General features: G+C 40.3%; 20 protein-coding genes. 18 read left to right on the top strand and 2 right to left on the bottom strand.

Going from position 1 to position 14892, the window contains the following annotated elements; all coding sequences use genetic code 11:
• The first annotated feature begins 107 nt into the window (after positions 1–107).
• The gene (locus ACFQ19_RS13045) at positions 108–1136 is read left to right on the top strand and encodes an NADH:flavin oxidoreductase/NADH oxidase (protein ID WP_379592764.1); all 1029 of its coding nucleotides are present in this window, start codon (positions 108–110) and stop codon (positions 1134–1136) included.
• A 236-nt stretch (positions 1137–1372) separates the two neighbouring features.
• On the opposite strand, the gene ACFQ19_RS13040 is transcribed toward ACFQ19_RS13045, so the two are convergent.
• Positions 1373–1462: a putative holin-like toxin gene (locus tag ACFQ19_RS13040; RefSeq protein WP_379592762.1), complete on the bottom strand. Its 90-nt coding sequence runs from the start codon at positions 1460–1462 to the stop codon at positions 1373–1375.
• Positions 1463–2001: 539 nt separating this feature from the next.
• Here ACFQ19_RS13040 and dnaX point away from each other — a divergent pair.
• The 17 genes from dnaX (at position 2002) to rsmI (ending at position 14263) form a co-directional block, all read left to right on the top strand.
• Positions 2002–3714, top strand: coding sequence for a DNA polymerase III subunit gamma/tau (dnaX, locus tag ACFQ19_RS13035; protein ID WP_379592760.1), 1713 nt, complete (start codon positions 2002–2004; stop codon positions 3712–3714).
• Between the two features lie 26 nt (positions 3715–3740).
• Complete coding sequence (locus ACFQ19_RS13030) at positions 3741–4055, top strand: YbaB/EbfC family nucleoid-associated protein (protein ID WP_379592758.1); 315 nt, start codon at positions 3741–3743, stop codon at positions 4053–4055.
• A gap of 97 nt (positions 4056–4152) precedes the next feature.
• Positions 4153–4749: a recombination mediator RecR gene (gene recR / locus ACFQ19_RS13025; protein WP_379592756.1), complete on the top strand. Its 597-nt coding sequence runs from the start codon at positions 4153–4155 to the stop codon at positions 4747–4749.
• 67 nt (positions 4750–4816) lie between these two features.
• Entirely contained in the window at positions 4817–5029 is a 213-nt protein-coding gene (locus tag ACFQ19_RS13020; RefSeq protein ID WP_379592754.1) for a YaaL family protein, read from the top strand.
• A gap of 454 nt (positions 5030–5483) precedes the next feature.
• Positions 5484–6002 carry a DUF1648 domain-containing protein gene (locus tag ACFQ19_RS13015; RefSeq protein WP_379592752.1) on the top strand — a complete coding sequence of 173 codons (519 nt, stop codon included), beginning with the start codon at positions 5484–5486 and terminating at the stop codon, positions 6000–6002.
• A 105-nt stretch (positions 6003–6107) separates the two neighbouring features.
• A complete protein-coding gene (locus tag ACFQ19_RS13010) occupies positions 6108–6371 on the top strand; it encodes a pro-sigmaK processing inhibitor BofA family protein (protein WP_379592750.1) in 264 nt (87 codons plus the stop codon).
• 82 nt (positions 6372–6453) lie between these two features.
• Positions 6454–6654: a sigma factor G inhibitor Gin gene (locus ACFQ19_RS13005; RefSeq protein ID WP_379592748.1), complete on the top strand. Its 201-nt coding sequence runs from the start codon at positions 6454–6456 to the stop codon at positions 6652–6654.
• A 453-nt stretch (positions 6655–7107) separates the two neighbouring features.
• On the top strand, positions 7108–8532 hold the full coding sequence (locus ACFQ19_RS13000; protein WP_379592746.1) for an aminotransferase class I/II-fold pyridoxal phosphate-dependent enzyme: 1425 nt from the start codon (positions 7108–7110) through the stop codon (positions 8530–8532).
• Positions 8529–9161 carry a dTMP kinase gene (gene tmk / locus ACFQ19_RS12995; protein WP_379592744.1) on the top strand — a complete coding sequence of 211 codons (633 nt, stop codon included), beginning with the start codon at positions 8529–8531 and terminating at the stop codon, positions 9159–9161. The genes ACFQ19_RS13000 and tmk overlap by 4 nt, the downstream gene beginning before the upstream one ends.
• 21 nt (positions 9162–9182) lie before the next feature.
• The gene (locus ACFQ19_RS12990; RefSeq protein WP_379592742.1) at positions 9183–9512 is read left to right on the top strand and encodes a cyclic-di-AMP receptor; all 330 of its coding nucleotides are present in this window, start codon (positions 9183–9185) and stop codon (positions 9510–9512) included.
• 49 nt (positions 9513–9561) lie between these two features.
• Entirely contained in the window at positions 9562–9996 is a 435-nt protein-coding gene (locus ACFQ19_RS12985) for a YaaR family protein (protein ID WP_379592740.1), read from the top strand.
• Positions 9997–10091: 95 nt separating this feature from the next.
• A complete protein-coding gene (holB, locus tag ACFQ19_RS12980; RefSeq protein ID WP_379592738.1) occupies positions 10092–11081 on the top strand; it encodes a DNA polymerase III subunit delta' in 990 nt (329 codons plus the stop codon).
• A gap of 4 nt (positions 11082–11085) precedes the next feature.
• Positions 11086–11910 carry a PSP1 domain-containing protein gene (locus ACFQ19_RS12975; RefSeq protein WP_379592736.1) on the top strand — a complete coding sequence of 275 codons (825 nt, stop codon included), beginning with the start codon at positions 11086–11088 and terminating at the stop codon, positions 11908–11910.
• 12 nt (positions 11911–11922) lie between these two features.
• On the top strand, positions 11923–12282 hold the full coding sequence (yabA, locus tag ACFQ19_RS12970; RefSeq protein WP_379592734.1) for a DNA replication initiation control protein YabA: 360 nt from the start codon (positions 11923–11925) through the stop codon (positions 12280–12282).
• A gap of 94 nt (positions 12283–12376) precedes the next feature.
• A complete protein-coding gene (locus tag ACFQ19_RS12965) occupies positions 12377–13117 on the top strand; it encodes a tRNA1(Val) (adenine(37)-N6)-methyltransferase (RefSeq protein ID WP_379592732.1) in 741 nt (246 codons plus the stop codon).
• Positions 13110–13385 carry a GIY-YIG nuclease family protein gene (locus ACFQ19_RS12960; protein ID WP_379592730.1) on the top strand — a complete coding sequence of 92 codons (276 nt, stop codon included), beginning with the start codon at positions 13110–13112 and terminating at the stop codon, positions 13383–13385. Before ACFQ19_RS12965 ends, ACFQ19_RS12960 begins: the two co-directional genes overlap by 8 nt.
• Complete coding sequence (rsmI, locus tag ACFQ19_RS12955) at positions 13382–14263, top strand: 16S rRNA (cytidine(1402)-2'-O)-methyltransferase (protein WP_379592728.1); 882 nt, start codon at positions 13382–13384, stop codon at positions 14261–14263. Before ACFQ19_RS12960 ends, rsmI begins: the two co-directional genes overlap by 4 nt.
• A 75-nt stretch (positions 14264–14338) precedes the next feature.
• Here the strand turns inward: rsmI and ACFQ19_RS12950 are convergent, their stop codons facing one another.
• Entirely contained in the window at positions 14339–14614 is a 276-nt protein-coding gene (locus ACFQ19_RS12950) for an AbrB/MazE/SpoVT family DNA-binding domain-containing protein (protein WP_080871830.1), read from the bottom strand.
• Positions 14615–14892 lie beyond the last annotated feature (278 nt).

Here is a 14892-nt window from a genome sequence, read left to right as displayed (position 1 = left end):
CGTATATTAATAAGGTGGATATATATATACTAAACAGATTATTTGCACAAAAGCAGAAGAAAGCATATGCTATGAACTACTTAGAAATATAGAAGCGAGGTGCAAGTATGGCTCAATTAACACAACCTTTTACATTAAAAAATCTAAAGTTAAAAAATAAAATTGTAATGGCGCCAATGTGTCAATATTCCGTTGATGCAGAAGACGGTATTCCCAATGATTGGCATTTTGTTCACTATACATCAAGAGCAGTCGGGGGCGCCGGTTTGATTTTGATGGAGATGACAGATGTCGATCCGGATGGCCGGATTACGGATAACGACCTCGGCTTGTGGTCCGATGAACACATTCCAGCGTATCGAAAAATTGTGGATGCCGTTCATAAGCAGGGCGCAAAAATCGGTATTCAAATTGCCCACGCCGGCAGAAAAGCAGAGGATGCGAATCCCCCGGTTGCACCATCCGCAATTCCTGTTACGAACAACAGTAAAATGCCCCGTGCTTTAACAACTGAGGAAGTCCGGGACACCATCGAACAATTTCGGGATGCAGCAAGACGGGCTGTTCAGGCTGGGTTTGATACGATTGAATTGCATGGCGCCCATGGTTATTTAATTCATCAGTTCCATTCGCCCTTAATCAATCAACGGGAGGATGAGTACCAGGAGTTATCCTATTTCGGAGTACAAATTATTCGTGCGGTGAGAGACGTGATTCCTGAAGATATGCCGCTGTTGATGCGTATCTCTGCTGTTGAGTATATGGATGAGGGTTATGATATCTACCATGCATTAGAAATTGCAAAAAAATACCAGACAGCCGGAGTTGATATGTTTCATATTTCCAGCGGCGGAGAGGGTCCTCCAGGAAAACACAAACCGGCAACCAATCCAGGCTATCATGTTCCATTTGCACGTAAGTTTAAAGAAGAACTGGATATACCGGTAATTGCTGTCGGGATTTTGGAAGATCCATTCCTTGCTGAATCTGTTATCGGAAATGGCGACGCAGATTTAATTGCCATTGGCCGCGGAATGCTGAAAAATCCTTATTGGTCGATGCAAGCAAGTGAACAGCTGGGAGATACGATAGAACCAGTCAGACAGTATAAGCGGGCCTATCCGAAAAAGCAGTGAGGCAAGCAGACAGACAGCAGTCTTTGTAACACAACTTTTTCACAGGTAAAATTGTACTAGAAACAAGGTATATGGTATACTTTTTTTAGATAAGCATAGATTAGAAAAAAGGGCAGTATGCATCTACATACTGCCCGAAAAATACACACAGTTCCTTTCCTCTATCAGAGAGAAAAGGCTGTTTTGAAGTGACGAATGAAGCCACCCTGTTTGCCGGCAAGCTGAGGGAGGCTTTTTTACTTTTGGTCTTTATCATGAAAAGCAAGAATGGCTATGATAAGCAAGCCAAAGCTGATCATTAAAGACAGAACGTCAAAAGTAACCACAGGCATCACCTCCTTTCAAAGAGGAGATGGCACATTCTGTTGTTAAACTTTTTGTGCGTATTTTAGTGTATTATAACATAACAGGAACATTAGTTCTATGTTTTTAAATAAACCTTTTATAGAATATTTAAATTTTAGTAAAAGAATACATTTTCATAGAGGATGTTTAAAAAGTCCAATAAAAATGATTCGGCAGGAAAAGGAACTTTTACTAAGAACGCCCACGTCCTATGGACAAAACAGAAGTCATCACACCACGCGTAAGTCCGTTTGGAATCTGCTAGTCGCCTTGAACTTCCGACGCACACGACGTGCTAATGTCGGCGCCTGAGAAAACGCACTTCGGTGGGGTGAGTAATCTAAGGCTCCAGGACGTTGCGAACTTAGCCGACTTGGTCCTATTTATCGGGCTTTTTGAACACGCACTTATAATAAATTTCTGCAAACATCATTTAGGCTCAGTTAATACATTCTAAGGTTTTCATCCAAGGCTGTAATCGGGTATAATGAGAAGGAGACAAATAAGGGGAATCGAAATCATGAGTTATCAAGCTTTATACCGCGTCTGGCGACCAAGAACATTTGAAGATGTTGTAGGACAGCAGCATATCACGAGAACGTTACAAAATGCCATTACCCAAGATAAATTCTCGCATGCTTATTTATTCTCTGGACCAAGAGGAACAGGGAAAACAAGTGCTGCCAAGATTTTTGCGCAAACGATTAATTGTGAGCATGGACCTGTGAAAGAACCGTGTAATGAGTGTGCGGCATGCAGAGGGATTCAGGATGGCTCTATTTCCGATGTCATTGAAATTGATGCGGCTTCGAATACAAGTGTTGATGATATTCGTGATATCCGGGATAAAGTAAAGTATGCGCCGAGCGCTGTACCTTACAAAGTGTATATTATTGATGAAGTGCATATGATTTCTGTTAATGCATTTAATGCGCTCCTGAAAACGTTGGAAGAGCCGCCGAAACATGTTGTATTTATTCTAGCGACGACCGAACCGCATAAAATTCCATTAACGATTATTTCCCGTTGCCAGCGTTTCGACTTTAAACCGATTTCCAACCAGTCCATTGTGGAGAGACTGCAGAAAATCATGCAGGCGGAAGGCGTTTCCGTTACGGATGAAGCTTTGGAATCTGTGGCATTAGCAGCAGAAGGCGGTATGCGTGATGCACTAAGTATTTTAGACCAGGCTATTTCCTACAGTGAAGACCGCGTGGAGCTGGATGATGTGCTCGCTGTCACAGGCGGCGTATCCCAAGAGGTACTCACTGATATCGTCCGTGCCATGATTGAGCAGGATGTGCAGACTGTCCTTCACGGCTTGGATCAAATGATTCAAACCGGAAAAGACCCGGGGAAATTTGTACAGGATTTAATCTACTTTTTGCGTGATTTACTTTTATATAAAAGCTCGTCCGGATTAGCTGATTTATTAGAACGCGCCGTAGCAAATGAAGCGTTTGAAGCATTAGCCGGTCAGGTTGAAAACAGTTGGATTCAGCAGGCAATTATCGAATTGAATCAATGTCAGCAAGAAATGAAATGGTCTAACAGCCCGAAAATTTTTATTGAAGTAGCGTTGTTGTCGATCACTGATCAATTTGGGAAAACGCAAGCACCAGGGCAAATACAGTCGGAAGCGGTGGATCAATCTGCGGTTGTCGGGCAGCTTCAGCAGAAACTGCAGGCGTTGGAGCAAGATATTGCAAAATTAAAAGAAGCTCCGCCACAGCAGCAAGAGGCTGTAAGTACCACTCCTGCTCCGGATAGACGCCGTTCCGGTTCCAGAAATTCACGGAACACTTATAAGATTCCATTTGACCGAATTCGTGATACACTGGGGAAAGCAGAGAAAAAAGAATTAAAAGATGTGCATGCCCAATGGGCAAACTTCTTAAATCAATTAAAGACAGCGAATGCTCCTGCACATGCGACGATTCAGGACAGCAAACCTGCCGCAGCCTCAGCAGACACATTGATTGTTGCGTTTAAATATGAAATTCATTGTTCATTGTTCCTTGATCACCGGGAAATGGTAGAATCTTTACTAGGAAATCTGGATAAACATCGTACGATTATTCCTATTCCGGAAAAAGAATGGAATGAACTGCGCAGTGAATATATTCAAAAGCAGGAAAAACCGGCTGAAGAGAAGGAAGAGCAGGGGGAGGATCCGCTTGTAGATGAGGCCCGAAAGCTCTTTGGAGATGATCTTTTAGAAATCCATGATTAACATATATACTTAAAGGAGGTATTTCCATGAAGGGAAATATGAATAACATGATGAAGCAAATGCAAAAAATGCAGAAGAAAATGATGAAAGCACAGGAAGAATTACATGAAATGACTTTTGAAGCTTCCGCAGGCGGCGGTATGGTAACCGTTCATGCAAATGGAAAAAAAGAGATTACAGATATTGAGATTAAAGAAGAAGTTGTTGACCCGGACGACATCGAAATGCTGCAGGATCTTATTTTAACAGCAACAAATGATGTTATAACGCAAATTGATGAAAAAACAAATGCTACGATGGGGCAATTCACACAAGGAATGAATATGCCAGGAATGTTCTAATTCCACTTTCATTTGAAAATAAGGCGTCTGGCTTCTGTGCCTAGGCGTCTTATTTTCTCAAGAGAAAGCTTGTTTGTTCAAGAGGGGGGATGAAAGTATGTATTATCCAGAGCCGATAACGAAACTGATGGACAGCTTCTCCAAATTACCAGGCATTGGTCCAAAAACAGCAGCACGTCTGGCTTTCTTTGTTTTAGATATGAAAGACGATGATGTCATGAATTTTGCCAATGCATTAGTCAATGCGAAACGGGAGCTGACCCATTGTTCGGTTTGCGGAAATATTACCGATCAGGATCCATGTGCCATTTGCCAGGATACCAGCCGGGACGGGTCCGTCATTTGTGTGGTACAGGATCCAAAAGATGTGATTGCAATGGAAAAAATGAAGGAATTCAGCGGCAAGTACCATGTGCTTCATGGAGCAATTTCACCAATGGATGGAATTGGGCCGGAAGATATTAATGTCCCAGATTTAATCAACCGCTTGAAGGATGAAGAAGTAGAAGAGCTGATTTTGGCAACAAATCCAAATATCGAAGGAGAAGCAACCGCTATGTATATTTCCCGATTGGTAAAACCATCCGGAATACGGACAACGCGAATTGCCCATGGATTACCGGTCGGCGGAGATCTGGAATATGCGGATGAAGTTACATTGTCCAAAGCATTGGAAGGTAGAAGAGACGTTTAAATATTATTTCTGATAATCATCTATAAAGAGATGAAATTTCATTTATTAACGGGGTTTGGTGGAAAATATGGCAAAGAAATTAAGGAAACAAGACATGGACCAAGCGCTTCTGAATGCTTTATATCAAGTAGAAGATGAGTGGAGGCAGCTTCAATATTATGCCCAGAAAAGCATCGAGCCTTCGCAGAATGGAGAGAGAGAAGTTTTACTAGCTCGCTCGAAATATATGATGTTGTTAAAGGAAGCACGCATTCGTCATGTGAAGGCAACACGTTTTTAAAATAAAAGAATATGTTTTTGCAAAAGAATCAAGGAGGGGAAGTTTCCTGGTTCTTTTTGTTATGCTTGAACTACTCCATCTTGATTTCAAACAAAATCTGAAGATGGAGATTCCTGCGAACACCGATGCAATCGCCCGTTATTTTAGCAGGCTCTACCCGTAGTCCCTACGGTGAACGCTTTCATACTTTATACAACGTCTTCACCGCACACCCTATTTCAGCTTGGTTTTCGCAACTTCAGTGTGTGCGTGTCGAGTAGTGCTTGGATATTTTTACGTGACAAAGCATTTCTTGTCATAACCCTGTATATCCAGTTCTCAAAGAACATCTCGTATATTGATATTATATAACACGAACAAATGTTTGTCAACAAAAAAAGACGATTCATCTCCACCCTAGCTTCGCTTGAGGATGAAGTCTTCTCGTCCAAAATGATAAAAGGGAGGTGCTGTCTTGGATCACAACCCGCCTGTTTTAAAATTAAAAATGACTTTCATCGAAAAGTTGTTGAATGTTGCAGGAATACTGAGCTTCTTCGGTATTATCCTGTATGTAATAGCCACGTGGAACGCTATCCCCAACCAGCTTCCAGGACATTATAATCTATCTGGCGAAGTGACGCGTTGGGGCGGCAGAGCAGAATTATTTATTCTCCTTGCTATTGGATTGCTTTTATGGTTCGGGATGACCGTCTTGGAACGATTTCCGCATGTATATAATTATAAAAATCTGACTGAAGCAAATGTCAAAGGGCAATATATCAACTCCCGCATGCAGATAAACGTCCTGAAAAATGAGATCGCGATTCTTTTTCCTTTTATTATCTGGAATAATATTCGTGTAGCCAGAGGATTTCCGTCTTCTATTAATACATGGTTCTTTGTTATTTTCCTTCTTATTCTGGCAGGGACAATCACTTTTTTCATTGTTCGTTCTTATCGTTTGAAAAGGGAAGCTGCTGAGGTATCTTAGAGAACCATTTATGGTAACCCCTCTTGCAGTGAAAATCTGTTCTAATCGTTGTGATGTCATCATAGAAATAGATTAAAAGCGATGGATGGAAAGTGGGGAAGAGGAATGAGTTCAACACTCGTTATTGGCATCATTATTGGATTGATTATTCTATTATTTATCGTAGGTGCACCTGTAAAACCGATGAAGTATGTTGGAAAAGCAACAGTCAGGCTTGGTATCGGTGTATTACTATTGTTTTTCCTGAATGTGTTTGGAGGGGCAGTCGGCTTGCATATTCCAATTAATCTATTTACCGTACTGGTCTCGGGCTTTCTTGGTATATTTGGTGTTGGCTCCTTGGCAGCCATTCATTTATTCATTCTTTAAGCTGCTGATGAACAAAAATAATTCGATACATGTATAACCTCCGTTAGATTAGGAGATACTAGTTTTTAACGGAGGTGGAGAAATGATGAAACAGCAAAAATTGCAAGAACATGTGTATTGCGGCATCTGCGAAGAACCAAAGGAAAACGGGATTTACTTGTATTCCATGTTTTTATGTTCAGAATGCGAGCATAATATGATTCATACTGAGCCGCGGGAAGAAAAATATCAATACTATCTTTCAAAATTAAAAAATATTAAACAATCAACATTACATTCATAAAATAATATTCCCTTTTTCGAAGTCTTTGCATGCAAAGGCTTTTTTGTTTGTTGCTCATCTTTCGCATTTTAAAAAGTAACTTTCATTCCATACGAGCATATCAGGACAGAGGTTGATCGTTTTTTTATACAGCTGTTGACAAGGGTTAGAAGGGAAGGTGAAAGGCTACCGCTGCGGTGGAGGACTTGGCTGGAGCGGGAGCTGTACACCATACCCTGTTCATCCTGGAACAGCAAAGTGTATATGCTTAGCCTTAGGTGCGAAAGTGGCGTTTAACATGTTATGATCTTAAAATTTAGATTTCCGCTGTTAAGTATTGATTCGTCTATTTCATAGCGGTAAAAGTAAATAGGAATCATTATCTTATGCTTTACTTGCTTGTTATAATAGGAGAATCAAAAGGTAAATAAATCTATGAATCAGTTTGTTTATCGAAAGAAATGAGGAAAACAAATGGATCAACAGCGTATGCCTTTAGCAGAGCACATACAAGCATTTACAAAAAAGCATCCTATCTCTTTCCACGTTCCCGGTCATAAGCACGGGCACATTTTCTCTGCTGCTTATCAAGAAGATTTTCAGCAGATGCTGGGCTGGGATGTGACGGAAATAACGGGAATGGATGATTTGCATGCACCGGCAGGCATTATTGCAGAAGCAGAAAACCTGGCTGCGGAGTTTTTTCAGACAAAGCATACGCATTTTTTGGTTGGTGGTTCGACAGCCGGAAATCTGGCGATGATTCTTGCGACATGTCAGTCGGGAGATAGGGTATTAGTGCAGCGTAATTGCCATAAATCGGTGATGAACGGTTTGGAGTTGGCTGGAGCGACCCCGATTTTACTGGCGCCCGAATGGGAGGATGACGTCAAAAGGTTTACAAGTCCAAGTTATGAAACGGTAACAGCAGCAATAGAAAAATATCCGGATGCAAAAGCATTGTTTCTGACTTATCCGGACTATTTTGGACGAACTTATGATTTAAAAGCTATGATCGAAAAAGCACATCAATATCAAATCCCTGTTCTGGTGGACGAAGCACATGGGGTTCACTTTGCATTGGGAGATCCATTTCCAGCTTCAGCCATAGCACTGGGAGCAGATGCTGTTGTTCACTCTGCGCATAAAATGGCTCCGGCAATGACAATGGCTTCTTACTTACATATTGTGACGCACCGTATGAACCAACATCTCATTGCGCATTATTTACAAATCATTCAATCAAGCAGTCCATCTTATGTACTCATGGCCTCCTTGGATATGGCAAGACATTTTTTAGCATATTTTTCAGAGGAAGATCGAATAAAAACGATAAAAAGTGTCGAACATGTGAAGACTTTGTTGACCTCTTTTCCTTTTTGGGAAATTGTGCCTTCTGCGGATCCGTTAAAGGTAACGTTTCACGTGAAACATTCTTTTTCGACACAGTCCGTTAGGAATGTACTCGAAAAGGCAGGAATTTTCCCGGAGCTTGCGACTGATGAACAAATTTTATTCGTTCATGGGCTTGCTGCCTTCTCCCAAATAGATTTGTTGAAAAAAAGGCTGAAAACGATAGAGCTTCCATTAAAAAAATCAGCAAATCGTGCTACAATAGAGGAGACAAATTTTTTCCCGAATAAGATTCAGGAATTGGATTTGTCCTATCAAAAAATGAATAACGAAACAACGTATCCGGTCCCGATGAAGGAAAGTATAGGAGAAATAGCTGCTGAAGCAGTTATACCTTATCCGCCCGGCATTCCGCTCCTTTTAAAAGGAGAGAAAATTAAAGAAGTGCATATTGCGCGATTGGAAAAATTAATGGAGCAGGGCGTCCGTATACAGCATAGAGACGCAGGGATACGCATATATAGGAATAAAGGGGAACGAAGATGACAAAGGGTTTGTTTATTACATTTGAAGGTGGCGATGGAGCCGGCAAGACCACCATTCTAAATCAGATTTATGAAGAACTGACAGCACGAGGAATAGAAGTTATCAAGACAAGGGAGCCGGGAGGAATTCCTATCTCCGAGGAAATTAGAGATATTATTCATAATCCACTCCATCTTGAAATGGAAGAACGAACAGAAGCGTTGCTATATGCGGCAGCAAGAAGGCAGCATCTTGTAGAGAAGGTTTTTCCGGCTTTAGAAGCGGGCAAAATCGTATTATGCGACCGTTTTGTAGATAGCAGTCTCGTTTACCAGGGATACGCTAGAGGCATTGGTGTTGATGAAGTGTATGCTATTAATAAATTTGTCATTCAGGATTGTATGCCGGACGTAACGCTTTATTTCGATATCCCTCCAAGGAAAGGATTGGAACGTATTACAGCAAATTCTGATAGAGAAAAGAACCGCTTGGATTTAGAAACACTTGAGTTTCATGAGAAAGTCTACCAGGGCTATCAGTTAATCAGATCCCGTTTCTCGGAACGTTTTCAAACAGTCGATGCGGACCGTCCGCTTGAAACGGTATATCAAGACGTGTTCAAAAGAATAACTGCTTTGTTAAATAAATAAGCTAAAAGGGGCTGATCAATAATGAAATTAATTATAACAGTTATCCAAGACAAAGATTCCAATCGTTTGGTGAATGCATTGGGTGAAAATAAATTTCAAACAACGAAATTAGCAACAACAGGCGGTTTCTTAAAAGAAGGAAATACCACGCTGATGATTGGTTGTCAGGACGAGTATGTCAATGACGCACTCGAGATTATTCGTGATAATTGCTCTCACCGTGAACAGATGGTTGCGCCAATTTCACCGATGGGCGGAAATGCAGATTCTTATATTCCAAAACCGGTGAAAGTAGAAGTCGGCGGGGCTACCGTATTTATCCTGCCTATCGAGTCCTTTTACCAATTTTAAGAGAGAAGTCATATCATGCATGGTTTAATACGAAGAGAGGAGGAGAACAATGAAAATTTCCAGTGATATAGCAGCGCCGAGAGATGGCAATTTGCAGCGTTCTCCGCAGTCAAACAGCGTCTCTTCATTTCAAAACCTTGTACATTCTCAATCGGAACAACTTAAAACGCAGGAATTTACGCAGATGGTCAAACAAATTGCGGAACAAGGCAATAAACTGAGCCGCTATCGATCTTTTCGCGAGTTAGTTAAATTTAAACGCATGGTAAAAGGTTTTTTGGAAAAGGCAACATCAGAAGGTTACCTGTTAGAGAAGAAGCACAGCTTTGGAATGCAGGGAAGCAGACAATTGTCTACGATAAAGGTAATCGATGAAAAAATTGCCCAATTGGCAGAAAATGTGATGGATGAAGAAAAGAAAACCCTTGATATTCTTGGATTAATTGGAGAGATTAAAGGGTTGTTAGTTAATATGTATACATGAGTGTAGCTCTTACAAAAGAGGTGCAGTCTTTTGTGAAATTGGCAGAATAAGCAGTGAATAAGAAGCAAGTTTATGCTTTAAAGGTGGAAGTAATCATGCAGATATGGGAAGACATCGAAAAAATACAGCCTGTAGCAACGCGGACGCTGGTGAATAGTATCAAGAAAAATCGTATCTCCCATGCTTATCTGTTCCAAGGAGACAGAGGTACCGGAAAACAGGAAATGGCACTGCTTTTGGCAAAATATTTATTTTGTCAGAATCAGCAGGGGGCAAATCCATGTAACAACTGCATAAATTGTCAGCGGATTGATTCCGGGAATCATCCGGATATGCATTGGATTGAACCGGATGGTGCCTCTATCAAAATAGAACAGGTGCGTAATCTGCAGAAGGAGTTTACGTATTCCGGAATGGAATCCAGCAGGAAAGTTTATATTATTAAGGATGCAGATACATTAACAGTCAATGCGGCCAATCGTCTGTTGAAATTTTTAGAGGAGCCGAATGTGGAAACGACAGCGATGATGCTTACAGAGAATGGCCATGCAATACTGTCCACCATCCGGTCACGCTGTCAGATTATCGATTTACAGCCGCTCCCCCCAGGTGTTCTGCAGGAAAGACTGCAGCAGGAAGACATGAGTGAGACGGATGCGAAACTCTTAAGTACACTGACAAACAGTATGACAGAGGCCCTTGAACTTGCTCAAGATGATTGGTTTGCAGGGGCTCGAAAAATAGTGATACAATGGGTAGAAATGTATACTACACAACCTGAGGATATCTATACATTTGTTCATCAAAATTGGATACCTCATTTTAAAGATAGAGAAGGACAGGAACGTGGTCTGGACTTATTAATACTTGGTTTTAAAGACATATTAAATCAACATATATATACAGACGCCAATACGATACTATTATCTAATGACCCATCCAAGTCAGAAAAAAGGCTTATTACTTTTTCGCAATCTCAATTATTGACTATCTTACATCAGATATTAATGGCGAAAAGAAAATTAAAGGCAAATGTTCAGCCGACATTGGTTATTGAACAATTAGCGCTTCAAATACAGAGGTGAAAAAATGTTAGAAGTTATTGGCGTACGATTTAAGAAAGCCGGTAAAATCTACTATTTCGATCCAGATTCTTACCCGGTAACTACAGGCAGTTATGTAATTGTGGAGACAGTGCGGGGGATAGAATTTGGAAAAGTAGTTATTACGGAAAAGCAAGTGGATGAAGAAGATGTTGTTTTACCGTTAAAGAAAGTCATCCGGGTCGCAAATGAGAAAGATAAGCGGACGGTTGTAGAAAATCAGGATCAGGCACAAAAAGCCTTTGACATATGTACAGAAAAAATTACGCAACATAAGCTGGATATGAATCTGGTAGAAGTAGAATATACATTTGATCGCAATAAAATTATTTTCTATTTCACGGCAGATGGAAGGGTTGATTTCAGAAATCTTGTAAAAGACCTGGCATCGATGTTTAAGACACGTATCGAGCTGAGACAAATTGGAGTCAGAGACGAAGCAAAAATGCTGGGCGGAATCGGCCCATGCGGAAGGATGCTTTGCTGCTCTACGTTTCTTGGGGATTTTGAACCGGTTTCCATAAAAATGGCAAAGGATCAAAACCTTTCTCTTAACCCGGCAAAGATTTCCGGTCTATGCGGAAGATTGATGTGTTGCTTAAAATATGAAAATGATGCGTATGAAACAGCAAAGAGGGATTTACCTGATATTGGAGAGACAATACCGACGCCGCATGGTAATGGTAAAGTTGTAGGTTTAAATATTTTGGAGAAAATGATCCAAATTGAGCTCCAGGAAAAAGAGCGTGTTGTGGAGTATACATTAGATGAATTAATTGAACAAGGAATTGTAGCACAAGTCACAGAATAGAGGTGATTCGGCGTGGGAAACAGAGAAATATTTGACCAAGTTTCCGATATGGAAAAGCAAATTGGTGAATTATATGAGCAATTGGGAAATTTAAAAGGAAAGCTAAGTGATTTGCTTGAAGAGAATCACCGATTAGCCCATGAAAACCACCATTTGCGCAATCACCTGGATAATTATACAGAAGAATCTGTGGAAAAACAGCAAGAAAAAAGCGGCTCTAAGCAACGAAAAGGGATATTTCCAGGAGAGGGTTATGATAATCTAGCCCGCCTTTACGAGGAAGGATTCCATATTTGCAGTTTGGAGTTCGGAAGTCCGAGAAGAAATGAAGATTGTATTTTCTGTTTGGATTTCTTTGATAAAACGAAATAAATGTGAAATAAAGTATCGTATTGGGTAGCTGTCTTCCTGTGGAGGCAGCTCTTTTTGTGGTAAGGTATAGAGAGAACAAGGATGTGAGAGACCAATGGTGGAACTTTATGACGATGAGCGCATGGATTATTTATCAGCAGATGAATCAATGAAAATTATTCAAAGTCCGACAGCTTTTGCTTTTTCAATCGATGCTGTATTGTTAGCTCATTTTAGTTCGATTCCTAAAAAAAGAGGAAAGATTCTCGATTTATGTACAGGAAATGGAGTTATTCCTTTATTACTGTCCAAAAAATCATATGCTGCTATAACTGGGGTAGAGATTCAAGAACGTATTTTTCAGATGGCGGAAAGAAACGTCACTTTAAATGGTTTATCTTCCCAACTGCAGATGATTCATGGAGATTTAAAAGAAATGCAGGCGCTCCTAGAGCAGAGCTCATTTGACACGGTAACTTGTAATCCGCCTTATTTTAAAACACCTTCTAGAGCAGAACATAATCACAATGAATACCTGACAATCGCCAGACATGAAGTATATTGTACATTGGAGGATGTCGTAAAAGCTTGTAAACGATATGTTAAACCTGGCGGGAAAGTAGCTATGGTACACCGTCCGGGACGTTTTGTCGATATTTTGGAGCAGTTCAGGAAACATCGTATTGAGCCGAAACGTGTGCAATTTGTTTATCCGAAACAGGGAAAAGAAGCAAATATGCTCTTAATTGAAGGAATTCGTGACGGGAAAGCAGATGTGAAAATACTGCCGCCATTTTATATTTATGAACAGGATGGCTCTTATACGCAACAGGCAAAGGAAGTTATCTATGGCTAACGGAGAGCATATGGTATATGTCTTAAAATGCCAGGACGGGACGCTGTATACGGGATATACAAATGATTTAGAATATCGGATACGTATGCATGAAGCGGGAAAAGGGGCAAAATATACCCGGGGCAGAGGCCCCTTTGAAGTTATGTATACGTGTGCATTTGAAGATAAATCTGCTGCGTTGCGTGCGGAATATAAAATGAAACGGTTGACCCGACAAGAGAAGCTGGCAATCATTCAGGCCAGTGAGAAAGGAATGTGCGATGAATGAATATTCAACATAGCTACCATCCTCAGGAACATGCTGCATTATACGTTGTTCCCACACCTATTGGAAATCTAGAGGATATGACATTTCGGGCTATCCGGACGTTAAAGGAATGTACATTAATTGCTGCGGAAGATACAAGAAATACAAAAAAACTGCTTCATTATTTTGAGATTCATACGCCTCTTATCAGCTATCATGAACATAATCATCAAGAAAGGGAAAAACAGCTTTTGGATAAGATTCGTCAGGGAGAATCCATTGCTGTAGTCAGTGATGCGGGCATGCCTGCGATTTCTGATCCCGGTTCAGAACTGGTACAAGCTGCTGTCAGAGAAGAATTGGATGTTATTGTTTTGCCAGGTGCTAATGCTGCATTAGCAGCACTGGTCGGTTCGGGTTTAACAGCACAGCCTTTTACATTTTACGGTTTTCTTCCCAGGAAGAAAAAAGAAAAGAAAGAAACACTAGAAAAATTAAAACTTTTAAATTCCACTTTAATTTTTTATGAATCTCCTTACCGTATCAAGGATACACTGGAAACAGTGGAAGAAGTACTGGGAGACAGGCAAGCTGCAATAGGGAGGGAAATCTCTAAGAAATTTGAAGAATTTGTTAGAGGTTCCATTCAAGAACTTTTTTCCTGGAGTAAGAAAAATACGATGCGAGGTGAGTTTGTTCTAGTTATTGAGGGACAAAATGAAGCGATTTCGGCATCTTTGGAACAGGAATTAAGCTGGTGGCAGGATTTATCCATAAAAGAACATGTAGTGGCTTTAATGCGCGATGAAGATTTATCAAGCAAAGAAGCCATTAAGAAAGCAGCCGTGGAGAGAAAATTACCGAAGAGAGAAGTTTATCAAAACTACCATATTGACTAGCTGTTTTTCCATACCATGAAAAAGGGATGCCCTCTGGAGATAGAAGAGGCATCCCTTTTAGCTTTTTTAATATGTTTATTGAAAACGGTTTTGAATTTCTTCCATTAAAATTTTTGCACCTTCAGGGCTTAAAATCAAATTGCCGTCAGCGAGGGTCTGGTTGTCATCAGTTAGTTCGCCAGTTATTTGGCAAGTCATGTTCGGGCGATATTTCTTCAACACAATGCGGTCATTATCAACGTAAATCTCCATTGTATCCTTTTCTTTAATATCAAGCGTGCGACGTAACTCAATCGGAATAACTACACGACCAAGTTCATCAACTTTACGTACAATACCGGTAGATTTCATCTTAGCACTCCTCCAATAGTAGATTAATAGAATTTTCTGAATTAATAAATCTAGTTATCACATTCAGATAATGTGATAAATTGAAAAAAATGTCGTTACTCGTCGTTACTAATAATCTTAGAATAGCAACAATATTTGGTATTGTCAATACAATTTTACTGTAAAAGGAAAAGTATTATCGCTTTTTTATAAATATTCAGCTTTTTATACCGGTTTTATCGTCCTAGAGAAAGAAGCTACCATTTTTTTCGGTGATGCGCTCTAAAATGTTCTATAAA

This window comes from Oceanobacillus locisalsi (genome assembly GCF_042675985.1).
Classification (GTDB): Bacteria; Bacillota; Bacilli; order Bacillales; family Amphibacillaceae; genus Oceanobacillus; species Oceanobacillus locisalsi.
Note: the sequence above shows the minus strand (reverse complement) of the source record. Positions and strands in the feature narration are given on the sequence as shown.

What these genes read in the sequence shown, in the direction of transcription:
- tmk (WP_379592744.1), top strand. Translation starts at nt 8,529, where the DNA reads ATGACAAAGGGTTTGTTTATTACATTTGAAGGTGGCGATGGAGCCGGC.
- ACFQ19_RS12975 (WP_379592736.1), top strand. Translation starts at nt 11,086, where the DNA reads ATGTTAGAAGTTATTGGCGTACGATTTAAGAAAGCCGGTAAAATCTAC.
- ACFQ19_RS13000 (WP_379592746.1), top strand. Translation starts at nt 7,108, where the DNA reads ATGGATCAACAGCGTATGCCTTTAGCAGAGCACATACAAGCATTTACA.
- ACFQ19_RS13045 (WP_379592764.1), top strand. Translation starts at nt 108, where the DNA reads ATGGCTCAATTAACACAACCTTTTACATTAAAAAATCTAAAGTTAAAA.
- rsmI (WP_379592728.1), top strand. Translation starts at nt 13,382, where the DNA reads ATGAATATTCAACATAGCTACCATCCTCAGGAACATGCTGCATTATAC.
- ACFQ19_RS12950 (WP_080871830.1), bottom strand. Translation starts at nt 14,614, where the DNA reads ATGAAATCTACCGGTATTGTACGTAAAGTTGATGAACTTGGTCGTGTA.
- ACFQ19_RS12985 (WP_379592740.1), top strand. Translation starts at nt 9,562, where the DNA reads ATGAAAATTTCCAGTGATATAGCAGCGCCGAGAGATGGCAATTTGCAG.
- ACFQ19_RS12960 (WP_379592730.1), top strand. Translation starts at nt 13,110, where the DNA reads ATGGCTAACGGAGAGCATATGGTATATGTCTTAAAATGCCAGGACGGG.
- ACFQ19_RS13030 (WP_379592758.1), top strand. Translation starts at nt 3,741, where the DNA reads ATGAAGGGAAATATGAATAACATGATGAAGCAAATGCAAAAAATGCAG.
- ACFQ19_RS13020 (WP_379592754.1), top strand. Translation starts at nt 4,817, where the DNA reads ATGGCAAAGAAATTAAGGAAACAAGACATGGACCAAGCGCTTCTGAAT.
- ACFQ19_RS13010 (WP_379592750.1), top strand. Translation starts at nt 6,108, where the DNA reads ATGAGTTCAACACTCGTTATTGGCATCATTATTGGATTGATTATTCTA.
- ACFQ19_RS12965 (WP_379592732.1), top strand. Translation starts at nt 12,377, where the DNA reads ATGGTGGAACTTTATGACGATGAGCGCATGGATTATTTATCAGCAGAT.
- ACFQ19_RS12990 (WP_379592742.1), top strand. Translation starts at nt 9,183, where the DNA reads ATGAAATTAATTATAACAGTTATCCAAGACAAAGATTCCAATCGTTTG.
- recR (WP_379592756.1), top strand. Translation starts at nt 4,153, where the DNA reads ATGTATTATCCAGAGCCGATAACGAAACTGATGGACAGCTTCTCCAAA.
- holB (WP_379592738.1), top strand. Translation starts at nt 10,092, where the DNA reads ATGCAGATATGGGAAGACATCGAAAAAATACAGCCTGTAGCAACGCGG.
- dnaX (WP_379592760.1), top strand. Translation starts at nt 2,002, where the DNA reads ATGAGTTATCAAGCTTTATACCGCGTCTGGCGACCAAGAACATTTGAA.
- ACFQ19_RS13005 (WP_379592748.1), top strand. Translation starts at nt 6,454, where the DNA reads ATGATGAAACAGCAAAAATTGCAAGAACATGTGTATTGCGGCATCTGC.